This window comes from Micromonospora ureilytica (assembly GCF_015751765.1).
GTDB classification, from domain to species: domain Bacteria; phylum Actinomycetota; class Actinomycetes; order Mycobacteriales; family Micromonosporaceae; genus Micromonospora; species Micromonospora ureilytica.
Genome location: NZ_JADOTX010000001.1, coordinates 797,947 through 815,395, shown reverse-complemented (window position 1 = coordinate 815,395; position 17,449 = coordinate 797,947). Strand labels below are relative to the sequence as shown.

At 67.3% G+C, this 17,449-nt stretch carries 12 protein-coding genes; all 12 read right to left on the bottom strand.

Features of this window, described 5'->3' with window-relative positions:
• Positions 1-153 precede the first annotated feature (153 nt).
• Complete coding sequence (locus IW248_RS03680; protein ID WP_196925643.1) at positions 154-1,416, bottom strand: ATP-grasp domain-containing protein; 1,263 nt, start codon at positions 1,414-1,416, stop codon at positions 154-156.
• A complete protein-coding gene (locus IW248_RS03675; protein ID WP_307787692.1) occupies positions 1,413-3,473 on the bottom strand; it encodes a prolyl oligopeptidase family serine peptidase in 2,061 nt (686 codons plus the stop codon). Before IW248_RS03675 ends, IW248_RS03680 begins: the two co-directional genes overlap by 4 nt.
• A 38-nt stretch (positions 3,474-3,511) precedes the next feature.
• A complete protein-coding gene (locus IW248_RS03670; protein WP_196925641.1) occupies positions 3,512-5,329 on the bottom strand; it encodes an MFS transporter in 1,818 nt (605 codons plus the stop codon).
• Positions 5,329-7,737 carry a tetratricopeptide repeat protein gene (locus IW248_RS03665; protein WP_196925640.1) on the bottom strand — a complete coding sequence of 803 codons (2,409 nt, stop codon included), beginning with the start codon at positions 7,735-7,737 and terminating at the stop codon, positions 5,329-5,331. Before IW248_RS03665 ends, IW248_RS03670 begins: the two co-directional genes overlap by 1 nt.
• A gap of 391 nt (positions 7,738-8,128) precedes the next feature.
• Entirely contained in the window at positions 8,129-9,043 is a 915-nt protein-coding gene (locus IW248_RS03660; RefSeq protein ID WP_196925639.1) for a DUF6024 family protein, read from the bottom strand.
• Positions 9,040-10,251: an HAD hydrolase family protein gene (locus IW248_RS03655; protein ID WP_196925638.1), complete on the bottom strand. Its 1,212-nt coding sequence runs from the start codon at positions 10,249-10,251 to the stop codon at positions 9,040-9,042. The genes IW248_RS03660 and IW248_RS03655 overlap by 4 nt, the downstream gene beginning before the upstream one ends.
• A complete protein-coding gene (locus IW248_RS03650; RefSeq protein ID WP_196925637.1) occupies positions 10,248-10,955 on the bottom strand; it encodes a hypothetical protein in 708 nt (235 codons plus the stop codon). Before IW248_RS03650 ends, IW248_RS03655 begins: the two co-directional genes overlap by 4 nt.
• The gene (locus tag IW248_RS03645) at positions 10,952-12,340 is read right to left on the bottom strand and encodes an MFS transporter (RefSeq protein ID WP_196925636.1); all 1,389 of its coding nucleotides are present in this window, start codon (positions 12,338-12,340) and stop codon (positions 10,952-10,954) included. The genes IW248_RS03650 and IW248_RS03645 overlap by 4 nt, the downstream gene beginning before the upstream one ends.
• 1,381 nt (positions 12,341-13,721) lie before the next feature.
• The gene (locus IW248_RS03640) at positions 13,722-14,858 is read right to left on the bottom strand and encodes an IS701 family transposase (protein ID WP_196925635.1); all 1,137 of its coding nucleotides are present in this window, start codon (positions 14,856-14,858) and stop codon (positions 13,722-13,724) included.
• Positions 14,859-14,894: 36 nt separating this feature from the next.
• Positions 14,895-15,218, bottom strand: a complete 324-nt coding sequence (locus IW248_RS03635) for an ANTAR domain-containing protein (RefSeq protein WP_196925634.1) — start codon at positions 15,216-15,218, stop codon at positions 14,895-14,897.
• 48 nt (positions 15,219-15,266) lie between these two features.
• Positions 15,267-15,851, bottom strand: coding sequence for a TetR family transcriptional regulator (locus tag IW248_RS03630; protein WP_196925633.1), 585 nt, complete (start codon positions 15,849-15,851; stop codon positions 15,267-15,269).
• A 34-nt stretch (positions 15,852-15,885) separates the two neighbouring features.
• On the bottom strand, positions 15,886-17,427 hold the full coding sequence (locus tag IW248_RS03625; protein ID WP_196925632.1) for an MFS transporter: 1,542 nt from the start codon (positions 17,425-17,427) through the stop codon (positions 15,886-15,888).
• Positions 17,428-17,449 lie beyond the last annotated feature (22 nt).

Sequence of the window (17,449 nt, the reverse complement as noted above, 5' to 3'; positions counted from 1 at the left end):
AGCCAATCTCGCCAGCACCGCGATCTGGCCCTGGACCACCGACCTGACCAGCGCGATCAGCAATTTCGCCGCAGGGAGGTCTCGTAACTCACGCGCCTGTCTGTTGAGGATGGTCAGACACCAGGCAGCCTCGCGGTACAGCCCGCGAACGCGTCAAACTGCCGCCGCCGACGGCTCCACCTGGTAGAAGCCGTCACCGTCGAGATACCTGGCGGTCAGGATGTCGTTCATGACCCTGCTCTCCTGCTCGTGCACCAGGTAGACGCGCATCGGGTAGGTCCAATCGTCCACGGAACGATGGATCTGCCCGCCGGGCTGGACGTTCAGCGCCAGCGCGTGGAAGCTGTCCAGCCCGCGCAACTGCTCCATCTTCGGGTAGCCGAGAAGCTTGCCCGACACCGGCGCCACCATGTTGACCAGCCCGGCGTGCCGGATCAACGAGTACTCGCTGGTGGCCGCCCGGTGGAGGTCGACGGCGCCGGTATACGCGTCGACGGTCCAGTCCAGTTGGCTCGCACCGATCGCGGCCTTCACCGGGATGTGCAGGTCCGCCCCGCAGGCACGCGCTGCCGTCTCAATCAGCCGTGGTCCCTGGGGGGTCAGCTTGAGCTCGGTGTGCGCCGGCCCGTGGCGCAGCCCGAGCGCGTCGAGGACCCGGATCGTGTAGTCGGCCAGCGCGTTCTGTTCGAGCCCGTGTCGGGGCATCAACTGGGCGCTACCACCCAGATCGCGCACACCGTTGGCGCTGATGTGGTGCATCCTCCAGATGTCGGTGACGCGATGGATGCCGTCGAGGCTGACCGTGTTGACGATGTACTCGCCTCCGACCAGGTACTCCTGGGCCAGGACCGCGTTGTTGCGGGCTCCCAGCGCACTGTCCGTGCCGATTAGCGCGCTGAAGGCGGACTTGAGGTCATCAGCGTCGGCACAGAAATGGATGCCGTCGTTGCCGGCACTGCGGACCGGCTTCAACACCACTCGGCCGTCGAATCCGTCGTACCAGTCCAGGAGCGTGTCCAGGTCGGAAACCAGCATCTGCCTGGCGGTGGGCACTCCGGCTGCTCGAACCGTCTCGAGCATGCGGTACTTGTCGCGGCGGGCGCTGCCCAGCGCGGTGCCGTTGCTGCGCAGCCCGAGCCGTTCACTGAGGATGTCGGCGAGCTCGACACCGCTCTCGGTGCCCGGGATCAGGCAGGCGGGCGAGTGCCGCTCGACGGCCGCGGCGGTGGCGGCAACGTCGCCGTCGTGCACGATGTCAGCGATGAAGTCACCGGCCTGGAAGCTGCGCCCGTAAACCGGGTGCGGATTCGCGACGCTGCGGACGTGCACGCAGCGGAAACCACGCTCCCGGAAGATCGGGGCGAGGTCGCGGGCGCTGGAGTAGGCGTCGACTATCACCACGATGTCGCTGGTCAATGTAGCTCCAATCCGGTGTGCCAGGCGAGGAAGGCGAGCGTGTCCGCGGCGAGCGCGGCCATCCGCGTCGTCGAACGGCCCTTGTGTCCCGCGTCTGATTCGTTGCGCAACAGGATCGGCTCATCGCCTGCTGTGGCGAACTGCAATGCGGCGCACATCTTACGCGCGTGCATCGGGTCGACGCGAACGTCGTTGGCGGAGACGGTGAACAGCACGGCGGGATACGCGGTGCCCTCACGGACCTGGTGGTACGGCGAGTAGCCGAGCAGCCAGCTCAGTTCCTCGGGGTGCTGGGCGGAACCGTACTCGGACACCCAGAGGCTGCCCATCCCCACCCGCTCGTACCGGACCATGTCGAGCAACGGCGCCTCACACACCACGGCCCGGTACAGGTCCGGCCGCTGCACCAGCGCACCCCCGACGAGCAGCCCGCCGTTGGACCCTCCGTACGCCCCGAGCTGAGCCGGTGTGGTCCAGCCACCATCGATCAGGGCCTGCGCGGCGGCGTGGAAATCATCGAACACGCGCTGCTTGTTATCGCGCATCCCAGCCCGGTGCCAGTCCTCGCCCTCCTCCCCACCGCCCCGGAGGTTCGTCACGACGTAGACGCCGCCAGCCTCCACCCAGGCCAGGATCGACGGGTCGTACGCCGGAACCTGCGACGAGCCGAAGCCGCCGTAGCCGAACAGCACGGTCGGGCGGGGGCCGGTACGGTCCAGTGGCTCGACGATCAGCATGCGAACAGTCGTGCCGTCGGCTGACCGGTAGCTCACCTGCGAGCTGAGTACCCTCGGCACGGCCACCGCACCGGGGGCGGTCGCCCACAGGCCGGTGCTGCCGTGGTGGGCGTCGTACCGCAAGATGGCGCCCGGTGAGGTGGAGTCGGTGTACGAGAACCACACCTCGTGGCCACCCTCAGGCCGTTCGAAGAGGCCGCCGATCGATCCGATGCCCGGCGTCGCGACGGTGCCCAACTGCTCGCCGGTTTCCAGATCGTGCACGGTGATCTCGTTGACGGCGTGCCGTGTCCAGCCCACCACGAGCAGCGGCCGGTCTAGCTCCGGACCGTCCAGGATGGCGAAGTCGGTGAGCACCGCCTCGGGTTCCTCGGACACCAGGTCCCGCCACGCCTCGTAGCGCAGGTCCGCCGGGGAGGCGACACAGAGCCGGGAGCGGGGGGCGTCCCGGTCGGTGAACAGGTACGCCCGGCCGTCGCGGCCCATGTACACCCCGGTGTCCGCGTCGACACCCACCTGAACGGGTCGCAGCTGCGGTGCCTCCGGGCCGCTCACGGTGAGGTCACCCAGCCACACGTCGCTGCGGCTCTCGGTGCCCTGTGACGCGCCGAGGCTCAGCCAGTGGCCGTCGGCGCTGACCAGAATTCCGTAATCGGTGGTGTCGGGCATTCCGTCGCCGAACACCACGACGTCGTTCCGGTCCGGCTCCGTGCCCACCCGGTGCAGGTGGACCCGTCGGGACGTGTCCCCGGGCCGGCGGCGGACGTAGTAGTAGGCGGTGCCGTCCGGAAGCCAGGCGAGGGCGCCGTGCCGGACCCCGCCGATCGGCCCCTCCAGCTGCGTGCCGGTGGCGATATCCACGACGTACAGGAATGATTCCTCGTCTCCGCCCCGGGAGGTCTTGTACGCGAGCCGGTCACCCAGCGGGGCCACGTACCACGATTCGAGGACGGTGAGGCCGGTCGGATCGAGGAGCAGCGGATCGAGGAGCACCCGCTCCGCCCCGGACGGATCCACGGTCAGCAGCACGGGGCGTTCGGCATCGGGCATCCGGCGGGTGAAGAACCGGTGCTCTCCCCGCCAGAGCGGAGCACTGACCGTCCCGGTTCCCAGTAGCATGGTGATTCGGCGGCGCACCGCCGCCCGTCCCGGTAGCCGGCTCAGAAAATCCTCGCAGAGCTGATCCTGGGTAACCAGCCAGGATCGGCTCTGCTCGCACTGGGCGTCCTCCAGCCAGCGGTACGGATCCGCCACCTTGTGCCCATGTAGCAGATCGATCCGGTCATCCCGGTGGGCAGGGGGATAATACCTGGCCAACACTCACTCCTGGGGAATTCGCCGGTAGCGGTGACACCCGGTCACGTCGTTACGCCGGGTTCGGATCGGTCATCAGGCAGCGTTCGGAAGCGGCCTCCGGCGAAGACCAACGGACCGTGCCCGTCGTCCGGATCGGCGGTGGCGAAGGACAGCACCCGCGCCAGCACGATGGAGTGGTCACCGGCGATGATGAGCCGCTCGACCCGGCACTCGAGCCAGGCGTGCCCCTCCTCGAGCAGCGGCGCGCCGGTCTCCTTGCCCTGCCGCCAGGGATGCCCGTCGAACTGGGCCTGCCCCAACGCACGGTGTCGGTCTGCGAAGTGCATTGCGGCGTCCCGCTGCGCTGCCGACAGGATGGTGATGCCCAGCGGCGAGTCGGCCTCGAGGAGCGCATGCAGCCGCGCGGTGCGGTCGACGCAGATCGACACGAGCGCCGGGTCGAGGGAGACGGTAACGAACGAATTCACCGTGGCGGCGTGCGGGACCAGGCTCTTGAGGGTGGAGACGACTGTGACTCCGGTGGCGAAGGTACGCCCGGCCCCTCGGACCAGCCCGACCCGCCGTGGCGCCTCCGCCTCCACGTCGCGGCCGGTCGGCGCCGGTTCAAGCCGTGCGGCGGCGGCCGCGGTCACCGGCACCCCGGCGCCGAACCGGCGGGACGCGACCTGGCCGATCAGTGCCGAGATCAGTGCCGTGCCGGCGCCCAGCAGCAGGAGCACGGTGAACGAGCGGTGCGGCGGACCGAACGCGGTGAGGCCCAGGAACAGCAGCACGCTTACCGTCACGCCGGCGAAGGTGCCCAGAGTGAACAGGCCGGACGCCCGGCCCGCCCGATCGACCGGTTCGTCGGCCAGGATCCTCGACTGGAACACCACCGCGAACACCTGGCCCGCGAGAAGCATGGTGGTGCTCGCGAGCACCGCGATCCAGGCGGTCGTCACGAAGGTCATGCCCACCAGCGAAACCGCCACGGCCACCGCGGCGAGGATCCCCGGGCGCAGCCCGTGACCGCGGCTCACCCGTCCGGCGAGCGTGGAGCCGATCACCGCGCCGACGCCGTTCGCCAGGTTGATCACGCTGAGCCACGCGGCGCCGCCGCCGAGGTAGTTCCGCGCGACCACGTTCGGATAGACGTTAATGACCCCCGCCCCGGCGTTGAGTGCGAAGACGGCAGCCAGCAGCCACCTGCTACTCAGGGCGAGCCGGACGCGACCCGTCCCCGTGGTCGCGTCGTCCGGCGAGCCGGCGCCGGCCGGGTGAACCGGCGCCGGCGGCAGCCGGACGAGCAGCAGCGCGGACACCACGAAGGTCACGATGTCCAGCATGATCAGTGTCGGCAGGTTGCTGATCTGCAACATCAACGGCGCCGAGGCGGTGCCCAGGACAAACATGATCCAGTCGATCCGGGTCACCCCGGCGAGAGCTGCCGGCATCCCGTCGGTGGGCAGGGTCTGCCGCAGGTAGGCCGTCTGCGATGCGGTGAACAGCGGCGTGAGCAGGCTCAGCACGGCCATCGCGGTGATGGTCGCCCCGGTGGTCACGGCACCCCCGGCAACGGTGGTGGCGAGCAGGATGCACAGCGTCAGGGCGCGCAGGATGTCCAGCCCGATCAGCGTGCGCCGGGTGTCCCGTCGGTCGGCCAGCGGGGCCAGAATCCGCGAACCCACAAGGATCGGCAGATACACCAGAGCGATCACAGTGGTGAGCAGCGCCGCAGAACCGTGGCTCTGGTTGTAGGCGAAGTAGACGACCCCGGTGCGGAACAGCCAGTTGCCGAACTGGCTGACCGCGTACGCCGACAACAACGTTCGAGGCGGGCGTACTCTCCCCGGCGCGGTGGGCAGGACCTCGGCGTGCATCAGATCGCTGCAATGCCCGGCGTCTTGGTTACCTGCTCGCGCAGGTCGGCGACCTCGGTGGCGTCCGCGCCGCTCTGTGCGGCGAGCTCGACGTCGGCCAGAGCGCCGGCCGTGTCACCGAGCTCGTGGCGCAGCAACGCCCGGTTGTAAACGTAGTCCGGGTCGTCGGAGAGCCGCACGGCGGCGTCGAGGCACTCGAGAGCCTCCGCTTTCCGCCCACTGGTGTGCAGCACGTGTGCCAGGTTGTTCCATGCCTCGGCGAGCTTGTTGTTGTGGGCGAGCGCTGTACGCAGGCTCTCTTCCGCCTCCTGGGTGCGCCCGAGCTCCAGCAGCGTCAGGCCACGGTTGGTCCAGGCGAGAGCGTTGCGGGGGTTGTGGTAGACGGCAGCGTCCAGGCTCTGCTGGGCTTCGGCGAACCGGCTCTGCTTGAGCTGGAGGATGCCAAGTCCCAGATGGGCGCGCGCCTCGTCGGGATTCAACTCCACGGCTCGCCGGAAGTCGGCCTCCGCAGCGGCCGGGTCCGCCATGCGCACATACATCTGCGCGCGGTTGAGGTGTGCCTCGTAGTACGGCGGGCACAGGGCGATGGCCCGCTCGTAGTACTCGATGGCCTCGTCGAATCGGTCGATGCGCTGGAGCATGTTGGCGAGATCGTTCGCGTATTCCCCGTAGTTCGGGTCGAGCGCGATGGTCTGCTGATACACCTCGTACGCCTTGGTGTAGTCCTTGAGCATCTCGTGGATCTGGGCGGTGTTGTAGACCAGGATCGACTGGTGCAGCGCGAACCGGTCGTCGCCGTAGATCTCATGCATCCGGTCCATGCCGTCGGTGCACAGCTTGAGTGCCTCGTCCATGCGCTTCTGCCGCGCCCGGATGTACGCCAGTGCGTTTTCCGCGAACACCTTGATGTACTCGTACTTCGGGTGGTCGCGGAAATCGGTACTGATCTTCTCGAGGTTCAGCAGAGCGAAACGCTCGGCCGTGACGAGATCCGGGGGCGACTGATACCGGCCATGCGCCATGCTCTGTGAATAGAGCACGGTCGGGGTGTACAGGCTGTGCGGGAAGTGCTGGTAGAACGTGTCCAGGTAGGAGATCGACACATGCGCCAGGCCGAGTGAGTACAGCACGAACGCCATGCGGAGATAGACCAGGTTGTGCGTCTGCCCCCCGCCGGGCAACGTGCGCAGCTGCGAGTTCGCCCAGAACCGCGAGAACAGATCGAACCAGGTGTTGTAGAGGCCGATCTCCTGCAACGAGATCGACAGCGGTGCGAGGGCGACCACCTGGTCGGAGGCGTCCCGCAGGCTGAGGTGGTGGACCGGGTGCAGGACCTCCTCCTGCTGGTCCAGCTCGGCGATGACCTCCCGGTGCATCCGTTCGCGGGCACCTTCGTCGTAGGTCTCGTAGTTGCGCCGCGCGATCGGGTCGTCGTCGGCGCAGTGGCCCTGGACGTACTCCTGGAGCAGGTCGTACCGGCGGCGTTCGCCGAGCAGGCTCAGGTACAGGTCGATGTGGGTCTCGAAGGTCAGGTAGCCGGGCAGCGACACGTTGACGTCGGCGCAGCGCAGCAGCGCCGACAGGCGAGCCGGGCGGCCCTGCGACAGCCGCCACAGGTTGTCGAGCTGCTTCGGCGCGGGCGAGTCGAATCCCCAGGACTCGATGAGTTCGCGCGCCTCGGAACGTGACAGCGGCGGAAGCGAGATCTGAACGCTGTGCTCGGCCACGCCGACGTCGAGATCGCGGTTGACCAGCAGCACGATTTTCAGGTTCCGGCCCAATGTACGGCGCCGGGCCATGATGTCGAGGAATTGCGTGACGGTCGGTGACAGCTCGTCCGCGTTGTCGATAATCAGCGTGCAGGTCTGCCCAGTGGTGGCCAGGTAGCTGTCGAGGAATTCGTAGACGCCGTTAAGCAGCTTGCCCTGGTAGTCGTGGTAGTAGAAGCGGGTCCGCTCGTCCCGGCCCGCCACGCCGGTGAGATCCTTGGGCATCCGGAACGCCGGTGACTGCCGGTGCGGGAAGATGCGCTTGAGCGACTGCTCGGCGGCGGACACCAGGTCGGGGTGGTCCGTCTCGGCGGTGGCGATCGCGTGATCGACCAGTGGTTGCAGGCCGGACAGATATCCGTGTGTCAACCGGTTGCCGTCTGCGGTCAGGACCAGGTGCCCGGGCCGGCGATCCGGCTCCGAGTCGCGCCAGGCGCGCACCGTCTCGAGCTTACCGCTGCCGTCCGGAGCGGTGACCGCGAGGAACATCGTGCCACCGGGATTCTCCGAATCCAGGTGGTCATGAGCCTCGTTCAATGCAGTGAAGAAACTGCGGCGCACGCGGGAATGTGTAAAGGTCATGTCGGATCTCCTGATATTCGGGAACCTTCTCCCAGGGCAGAATGGGGGGCCACGCATCGCGGGCCCCCCATTCAATTCGCCTTAGCTGGCGACGTACGGCGTGGTGGTGCGGACGGTCTCCTGCTTCTCAGCAACCTTAACCTTCATTGTTTCACCCCCTGTCACGAATCATGCAATCCACTTTGGAGAGGATTGGCTGTTACCTATTATGGGGTCGACCACAGGAAGTGTCAACAGGGCGTTGAGCAGGACTTATCCGCGTTTTCGGAGATTACTGGCATTGACATGAATCTGGCCATGTGATGAGTGAAACACATCGTTGCAAACCGGCAGCAAGTCCTGTATCAAGGGCTAAGAAATGCGGCATGAGTGCGCTTAAAAATAACTTCCGGGATCGAGTCGACGGACACCAGGACACCTAGACCGTGCATTGACTGTATTAAATTGTTTATGGTAGGCTCTCACCGCTCTGTAAGAGCAAAGCCCGCTCGACTGCTCCACGGAACGCGGCGGTGTGATCCACCGGAGCGTCGCCCGCCCGTCCAGGGATGTGATGGGAGAACCGGGCTGCGTTCGCCTCGGTCATGTGCCGCCAGCCGCGCAGTGACATGCGTTCCGTGAGCGGGCTGCCATCGATCGTGGTCAGGCAGACGAACGGGACACCCCCCGCCGTGCCGAGCGGACGCAGGCCGTGCCCGGCGCACCAGGAGCGCAGGCCGTCGTCCATCTCGAAGCGGACGCGATTGAACACCCGCCCGTCCGCGGCGGCGAGCGCGGCTGTCAGCCGGCGCAGTTGGTCGAGCGACTGGGCGCCGCTCTCTGCGACGGCGAGGGCGGCATGGACCGGTTCCAGCTGGGGAACCTCCCGCCGCACGAGCACGATGCCGGCGCCGACGCACAGGCCGAGGTGCTTGTGCGTCGGCGCCACGACGACATCTGCCGCGCCCAGCAGGGATGCAGTCAGGCAAGTGCCGAGTGACTGGGCGGCATCGACGAGGACGGTCCGGCTGGCGCCGCCACCCAACGGGTCGACAGCGCCCGTCACTGGTGACACATGGGTGCGGAACTCCCACGTCGCCTCCGAGTCGTCGGCGGGCAGGATGGCGGCGTACGGCGCGTAGTGCTGCGACCCGAGGCCGCGGCTGCCGATCCGATGTCCCGCCCGGGTGGCGGCCCACCACACGGCGAGCAGGCCTGCGGTTGTGTTGTGGGTGAGGTACCCGATGAACCGGTCGGCGCCGAGATCCCGGACAAGGGTCTCCGTCGCCGTACGGCGCAGCCGGGCGGCCGCCGCGAAGTAGTGCCGGTCGCCGTCCGTCTCCTCGAGCGCCGGATGCAGCGCGGCGGCATCCAGCGCGCTCATGACGGGCCTACCGGAATCCGTGCCCGTGCGACCGCCGCGCGCAACATGGCGGCGACGCTCGTGTCGACGGCGGCCACCCGGCCGATGTGACCGGCGTACTCCAGACCGGGCAGGCCGTCACCCACTACGACGCCCCGATCCGCCTCGGCGAGCAGGATCTGATCGTTCGCGTCGTTACCGAAGGCAACCACCGGCCCGTGCACCGCCGGCAGGATCACCGACAGCGCAAGTGCCTTGGTGGCGCCGGTCGATGTCACGTCGAGGACCCCGCCGGCGTGCGGGAACAACTCCAGCCCGGGACCGGCCAGATCACGCAACCCGTTTAGCAGCGTCTCGTCACCGACGGTGTCGACGGCCAGCTTGACCGCTCCGTGGCATTCGGGCTCCTCACCGGCCTCCAGGTCGATCCGGTCCGGGTAGCTCATCCACGGAAACCCGCCTCCGCGGACCTGGAACCGGTCGCCGAAATCCACCCAGTAACCGATCTCCCTGCGGTCGAGGTAGGCCACGAGCGCGCGGAGCCGGTCGGAGGGTAGCTGGGTCCGCCGCTTCACGGTGCCGCCGGCGACATGAACGCCACCGTTGCAGCAGAGCAACTCGGCGCGGTCGGCAAGTGGACCGACCAGTGCGCGGACCCCGCGCGGTGCCCGCGAGGTGGCGAGCACGAGCCGGATGTCGTCGCGCGCCGCGATCTCGTTCAGTGCCGCGGACACGGCTGCGCCCGGCGGCCGGTTCTCGAAGGCCAGGGTGCCGTCCAGATCGGCGACCAGGACAAGGTCACCGACTGGTTCCGGCCGGTGACGCGACCGCAACAGCCCTTCGGCGAGCAGTCGCGGCACCACCTGCTCGCCGAATACCGATCCGAGACGTATGCCGTCCGAGGCGTAATCGGCGTCAATCCAGGCGACTTCGTCGATCTCCTGCGCAGGCTGGGCGGTGCCATCAGCCTCAGCAAGATAGGCCCGAATGCGCACGTCCGTCGCGGTCTCCAGCGCCGAGCCGGCGGTGTACTCGCCCCACGGCTCGGCGGCGCGCAAAGTGAGCCCGGCCTCCTCACGCAGTTCGCGAGCGAGGGCCGCCTCGTCGGTCTCGCCCGGCTCCGGTTTGCCGCCCGGCGAGATGAAAATCGGGGTACCGCGTTTGCGAACCACCAGGAGAAGACCACCGCGGAGGACGACCGCGGCGACCTTCACAATGGTGTTGCTCACGCGGCGACCGGCTTACGCTCGTCCGCGCCGGGCAGAAGGCGGCTGCGGCCGGTCAGGAAACCGATGATGTCGCGCGAGAGCTCCTCCTTGGCCATCAGGTACGCCAGGATCGTCTCGTCCGACGGGGTGGTGAAGCTGTCCGCGAAGATCGAGACTCCCTCCAACGACTTGGTAGAGAGGCCGAGCTGGAGCAAGCGGTACTTGACGTCGTGTTCCGAGGTGGCGAACTCGTAGATCGGGCTGCGGTACTCCAGGCCGTACTCGGCGATGAACTTGTCGAAGTACGCCCGGGCAACCCCTCGCTGCTCCGGGTACTCCTGCTGGTAGGTGGCGATGCCGTCGTTCACCAGCGTGATGCCGTTGCGCAGGCAGTAATCGATGACGTGTGCGTGGATGGCGATTTTCTCGCCGAGCAGGACCAGGTTCTTCTCGTACTTGAGGATGTCCTCCTCGATCGACTCGATGGCGATCGAACGGAACGCCCCGCTGACGTCCTGCACCACGTGGGTCACCACCAGGTCGCCGAAGCGGACCCGCAGTTCCTGAACACGCAGGGCCAACGCCTCACGGCGCAGCGAGCAGCCACTGTTGGCAGTGAACAGGTGCACGGGGATGCCCTGGAGCATTAGGCTGCACGCCGCGAGAGTGCTGTCCCGCCCTCCGGTGAACATGACGAGCTGAGGGGCCGACGAGTCGTAATTCATCTTGAGTCCTCCGTGAGGGGTGCTAACTCCGCGTCGCCGCTACGGGGACGAGGGGACGGGCGAGATGGAGCAGGGCGGCGCCCGACGACGAACGCCGCCAAGCCGCCAATCACCAAGAAGGCTGCGGAGACGAACATGCCCACCGCAACGTCGGTCGCCCGTCCTGGTGCAGGCACTACCCCGGTGGCGGTGGCCAGAGCGAGCCCCAGCGCGCCACCGACGTTCTGGAACATGACGAGAAGGGCGGAGGCCACGCCGCGATGAACGACCGCAACGTCGTCCACCGCGCCGATCGAGGCAGCGGGGTAGCACATGGCGACGCCAACGCCGATGATCACGATCGCCGGGAGGATGCCGGTGGCGTAGGAACGGTCCATTCCGACCAACCCGAGGTACGCGAGGCCACCGGTGATCAAGGCCATGCCGGCCATCAGCACCCGTGCCGCGCCGACCCGGGTTACCAGGCGGGCGCCGAGGGCCGCTGCAGCCGCGTTGGCGATGCTCTGTGGCACCAGCGCCAGCCCGGCACCGAACGCGTCGTAGCCCCGGTTGGTTTGCAGGGCCAGGCTGATCAGGTACATCGAGGTAACGATGGCAGCGAAGACTGCGGCCAGCGCCAGGCAGTAGGCGATCACCCGGCGGGAACGGAGTACGTCGACCGGGATGAGGCGACCGGTGCGAGTGGTGCGGTGCCGGTAGAAGAGGGCGCAGGCGGTGGCACCGGCAAGTTGGAGCACGATCCACATCGGAGCCGTGGTGCCGACGCCACCCACCGCGCTCATCAGCAGCATCAGCGCGGCGGTGAGGGAGAACGCGCCGGCAATGTCGGCCTTGCCCTCTATGTCGACGTCGGCCGGCGCCAGCCGTAGGGTCACCAGCAGCACCACGATGGTGAGCGGGAGGTAGAGCAGGAAGCTGAGACGCCAGCCGAGGTCCGTGACGACCAGGCCGGGCACCACCAGGCCCAACGAGAAACCGATCGAACCCATGGCGCTGAAGATGCCGATCGCCCGGTTCCGCTTCGGCCCGGGCGACAGGCCGGTGGTGATCAGCGCGAGAGCTGCGGGAGTACTCAGCGCCGCTCCCGCGCCCTGAATCACTCGGCCGAGGACGAGTGTCCAGCTGCCGGCCGCAGCAGCGCAGACGACGCAGCCAAGGCTGAACAGCAGAATTCCGGCCTGGAACACGCGGCGCTTGTCATGGATGTCGACCAAGCGCCCGGCCACCGGTAGGAACGCGGCGTAGGCGACCAGGAACGAACCGGCGACGAGTTGGAGCTGTGTGCCGGTGAGCCCCAGATCGTCACGGATGGCGCCGACCTGCACGTTGATGCTCGACGCACTCATGCCCTCCACCAGGAGCGCCGAGCAGATTGCCAGCGTCATCAGTAAGGACAACGTCGGAGTATCTGAGTGCGACCGACTATTTCCGGTCATGATTTAAGGATTTCCCCTGTTCTATGCCGGGCCAGCATGGGGCACCGACGGAAGCCGCCGGGCCATTCTCTGATCCGTGGCATCATTGCCGTGAACAAATGCCCAGCTATTCCCCGGTAAGCCGAACTCGCGGCTTCAGTGAAGGAATCACACCTCTCCCTGCTAGCCGTGCGTATCACCGTCGCTGACAGACGGTATCACCGCCATGGTTAGGTTTGTTGCCCCCTTCGTCCGACCACTCGTGTCTCCGCAAACACAGTGGAGGTTGACCTGCGTAGATGCTGCCGGTGGACCGGGGAGGCAGACGGAGGCCAGGTTGCCGGAGGTATCTGGGCGCCGCGCACCGGTGCGTCGGCGTGGGGTTCGCGTGGTTCGGGTGCCGGGCGGGATCGCGGGTGTTAGGCACCTTTAGATCCTTGTACCGCACCAGGACCAGTCGCACGTGCTATCAGCTGGGAACTCTCGGCTCGAGCTGACGATCGACGACACGGTCAGCCCCATGTCGGATCGCGGCGGCGGCGCCGATGAGCCGACTCGATGCCGGCTCAGCCGCATGCCGTCGTCAACCGCCTCCCCGGATCCGGCCGTACACGGACCCGGAGAAGTTCTTCGTGGTGCCGTCATCGACCAGCGGACCACGGTGTACACCCTCGGTGCCGCCGGGCCGGCACCTGCTCGACTTCCCCCATCGCTGGCGAGGCTCCCCCACCCAAGGTCAGCTCGTGACCTGCGCCAATCGTGCGACACCCAAAAAATGAGCTTCCGACCTGGCGGAACTGAATGCCGGGTGGCGATCCATCCCCACCGCTCAGGTGACCGGGAGGGTGCGGGCCGACGTCGCAGCGAGCAGGTTAGCTGCAAATGTCAGCTCCTGGACCGCCGCCCAAGCTCAACCCGATCTCATGCCGCAGAAGAGATGCGCGGCCCGTCGGTGTGTTACTCCCGGTAACGCCAGCCTGGTCGTTGGTCGCGCCATCCGATTCGTAATCTTGGCCAAAGACCTAACTAACGGCGTCAGTCCATGCGACGTCTGGCCCGGTGTCCCTTGGTCACGTCCGGGGGCTGTCTCGCTAAAGGCACCTCTCTTGTCAACCTGCGGGCAGCAGAGAGGTTTCCGTGTCTTTGATCATGGTGCGGTAGACGACGTCGGCTAGTACTGCAACGGCAGTTGGTCAGGGGTAGCCGTGTCGTCGGTAGTGGCAGGTTCGGGCTTGGTGTTGGCGTCGTCGGCGCCATCGGGACCAGGCCCAGACGTGCTCTGGTGGGTGCGTTGATCGGACTGCGAGTGCGGTGAGCAGTCTTCGGATCTCCGGTACGGTGTAGCCGATCATCATGTCGTCGCCTGAGCTGGGTCCCCTTTTGCGGTAAGGGATCGGGCGACCGACAGCCAGGCGTGGGCGGCCATGGACAGGGTGATGTGGGCGTACCAGGCCCGCCAGTCACGGACCTGGTACTCGTCGAGGCCGGCTTCGTTCTTGGCCTGTTGGAAGCACTCCTCGATCGCCCACCGTGCCCCCGCGATGCGGGCCAGGTCGACCAGGCGGGTGCGGCGGGGCCCGTAACAGACGTAGTACGCGATCTCCCCGGTCGTCATGCTGCGCCGGGCGAGCAGCCAATGCCCCCGGCCCGGTTGCCAGCAGATACGCACCGGCACCCGCGCCCACCAGTATTCGCGCGGGCCGTGCGCACCGGCGCCGGCGGACAGCCGGCACCACGCCCGCGCTGGCAGAGCAGCGATCAGATCGTCCGCGCGGGCCTGACCCATCGTGGTGGTGATCATGTCGTCGTTGCGGCGGGTCGCGACCACATAACCCACATCCCGGTGTTCCAACCAGACCCGCAGGGATTTCGACTGGCCGTAGGCCTCGTCCATCGTCACCCACCCGACGGGCACCCCGGCATCCAAGGCTCGGGCCAGCATCTCCCGGGCCATCTGGACCTTCGTGGCGAACTGCACCTCGTCCGGGATCCCCGCGTCCCGGCACCGATCCCGGTCATCGGTCCACGACGCCGGGAGGTAGAGCTGCCGGTCGATCAGCGCGTGTCCCTTCGCCGACCGGTAGGCCAGGAACGTCCCGACCTGGCAGTTCTCCGTCCGACCAGCGGTGCCCGAATACTGGCGCTGCACCCCGGCCGACCGGGTGCCCTTCTTCAGGAACCCGGTGTCGTCGACGATCAACACACCGTTCGGGTCGCCGAGGTGCTCGACGACGTAGTCCCGCACGTCGTCACGGACCGCGTCGACGTCCCAGTCCGCCCACCGCAGCAACCGCTGCATACCGTCCGGCGACACATCCCCGGCCTGCTCAGCCAGGGTCCAGCCATTCTTCCGGCCCAGGCCCGACACCAGGCCGCACAGGTACTGACGCACCCGCCGCCGCGGCTCCGACCGCCGAAACCTGGGCCCGATCCGGACATGCAACCGGTCCAACTCCCCGTGCCAACGATCGACATCAACGTCCGTCACAGGCAGACCAACGAACGCGAGCCGAACTCGATTCGCCTACTGCCGTTGCAGTACTAGCCGGTCGCGCATCACCTCCGCGCTGACGCCATGATCGAGACTCGCCCAGATCGACGAACCGGACGTCGCGCTCCACACCATGATGACAGCGGCCGTGGCGGCGACCTCATCAATCTTGGCCGAGTGCTCGATGGAATGCGGGCCACTGACTATCACCGCATGCGGGCGCGTCCGCCGGCATTCCGTCGCCACGTGACGGACATCCGCGATCATGCCGACCACCTCGTGCCCGTGCGTTTCACCCAGCAGGCGAGTGATCCAATGTGTTACCGCGGCATCAGAATCAACAATCAGGATCCTCAATCTTCTCCCCCGTCAATGAAGGCAACTGCGGATTACGATCGTAACGCATCAATCAACGCAATCCACGATGATAAATCCCTCACGCAGGTCCGAAAATGCCTGCCTCACCAACTCCACCAGGTCCGTGGAACCGTCCGCCTCCACCCAGAATCGGACAGCAGTGGCCGCTGCGGCCACGCACGCGCCGGCAAGGACCCAAAGCGCCATCCCCGGTGCCCCGGCTGCGGATTCGGCTTGGAGCGCCTTCACGATCATGCGCTGATCGTCGGGCTGTCGCTGCAGGTATCCCGCGTGCAGCGCCGGGGTCGCGAACACCAGCCGGGTCCGCTCCAGCAGATCCTGCCGTTCCTCGCCGCTCAATGCCAACAGTCCGGCGATCAGCGCATTGCAGATCTTCTCGACCGGCGGCTCGTCCGCGGGCCTGGCCAGTAGGTGGGCGGCGACCGTCGACTTGTGCTCGCCGGCGAAGACGACTTCCTCCTTGCTGCCGAAGTAGCGGAAGAACGTCATTTGCGACACGCCGGCCGCCGCCGCGATTTCCCTGACCGTCGTGGCCTCGTATCCGCGCTCCCGGAACATCATCATCGCGACCTGTCGCAGTCGGTCGCGGGTTTCCCGTTTACGGGTGCGCACGTCGGTGGCGGGTGAGTGGGACCTCATCTGCGCATCACCGCATGTCAGCGGCTGCCGGCTCGTCCGGAGTCGCGTGCTGGGTCGTCTCCTCCGGCAGTGGGTGACGCCCGCCCGGTAGCAGCCACGCGCACAACACCCCCCCGGCAAGCGCTACGACGGCACACGCCACCATCACCTCGGCCACCCCTGCGGCGAACGCAACCCCTGCGGCTTGCCGCAGGCCGTCGCCGGCCACCTCGTTGGCGCCGACGATCGATCCGCGTGCCGTGGCCGCCGCCGCTGGCGGAAGGCCACGTAGCGCCGGTGCCAGCCGGTCGGCGTAGGTCGCCGACAGCAGGCTGCCCAAGACCGCGACCGCAAACGCCCCGCCGAACTGGCGCAACGTGTTGATGACGGCGGAGCCGAGGCCCGCCGAACGGTTGCCCACCGCCGCGGTGGCAGTCGAGATCGCCGCCGCTGTCGTGATGCCGAAACCGAGGCCGACGGCGATGAGACCGATCACGACCACCGCATAACCCCGGTCGACGGTGATTGAACCCAGCGCGAACAATCCCGCGGCGTTGAGAATCAGGCCGGACAGGATGGTGGGTTTGCTGCCAAGCCATCCGTCGAGCCGAGAGCTGAGCGCCCCGCCCACCAGCAATCCACCCATCATCGGGGTCAGCCGCAGGCCCGCTTCGAGTGCTCCCTCGTCGAGCACCGCCTGAAAGTACTGGGGGATGGCGAAGAGGATGCCGATCAGCGCCACCGTGGTGATCACTGCGGCGACGCTGCCCCCGGTGAACCGCCGGTCGCGGAACAGGGAGCCGGGCACCAGCGGATGCAGCACACGGCGCTCCCACCAAATGAAGCAGGCGAAGGCGACCAGAGCCACTACCGTCAGAGTCAAGGTCCGCCCTGACCACCAACCTCTCTCCGGCGCCTCGATGAAGGCGTAGATCAGAACGACGATCGAAAACACGGAGAGGACCGCACCGAGAAAATCGATCGGCGCCCGCGTCCGTTCCTCCTGCTCCCGCAGCAGGAACACACCGATCGCCAGGCACATCGCCACGAGGGGCACGTTGATCCAGAAGACCGAACTCCATGAATAGTTCTCCAACAACAGGCCGCCGGCCAGCGGGCCGAGCGGCATGCCGGCGGCCACCGCAGCCGTGAACACGCCAATCGCCCGGACTCGCTCGTGTGCCGCGAACGTGGTGGTGACGATCGCCAAACTCAACGAGAGCAGGATCGCCGCGCCGATCCCCTGCAGGGCGCGCGCGGCGATCAGGACCCCGACCGAAGGCGAGACCGCCGCCAGGGCCGAGGCGGCGCCGAACAGCACCATGCCGGCGAGGATCACTCGCTTGGTGCCGAGGCGATCTCCGAGCAGTCCTGCGGGCAGCATGGAGGCCGCGTAGGACAACGTGTATGCGTTGACGATCCACTGCAGCTGCGCGGTAGTGGCGCCGAGGGCGCCGGAGATCTCCGGCAGTGCGATGTTCAGCACGGTCACGTCGAGGCTGACCAGGAACACGGCCAGGCAGAGCACGGCGAGAACCCACCAGCGCCGCCGGTTGCGAGCCTCGTCCATCGAAGTCCCATCTGTTGATCTG

Coding starts and splice junctions, on each gene's coding strand:
- IW248_RS03670 (WP_196925641.1), bottom strand. CDS start 5,329: ATGCACGCCGAGGTCCTGCCCACCGCGCCGGGGAGAGTACGCCCGCCT.
- IW248_RS03665 (WP_196925640.1), bottom strand. CDS start 7,737: ATGCGTGGCCCCCCATTCTGCCCTGGGAGAAGGTTCCCGAATATCAGG.
- IW248_RS03660 (WP_196925639.1), bottom strand. CDS start 9,043: ATGAGCGCGCTGGATGCCGCCGCGCTGCATCCGGCGCTCGAGGAGACG.
- IW248_RS03650 (WP_196925637.1), bottom strand. CDS start 10,955: ATGAATTACGACTCGTCGGCCCCTCAGCTCGTCATGTTCACCGGAGGG.
- IW248_RS03645 (WP_196925636.1), bottom strand. CDS start 12,340: ATGACGCTGGCAATCTGCTCGGCGCTCCTGGTGGAGGGCATGAGTGCG.
- IW248_RS03625 (WP_196925632.1), bottom strand. CDS start 17,427: ATGGACGAGGCTCGCAACCGGCGGCGCTGGTGGGTTCTCGCCGTGCTC.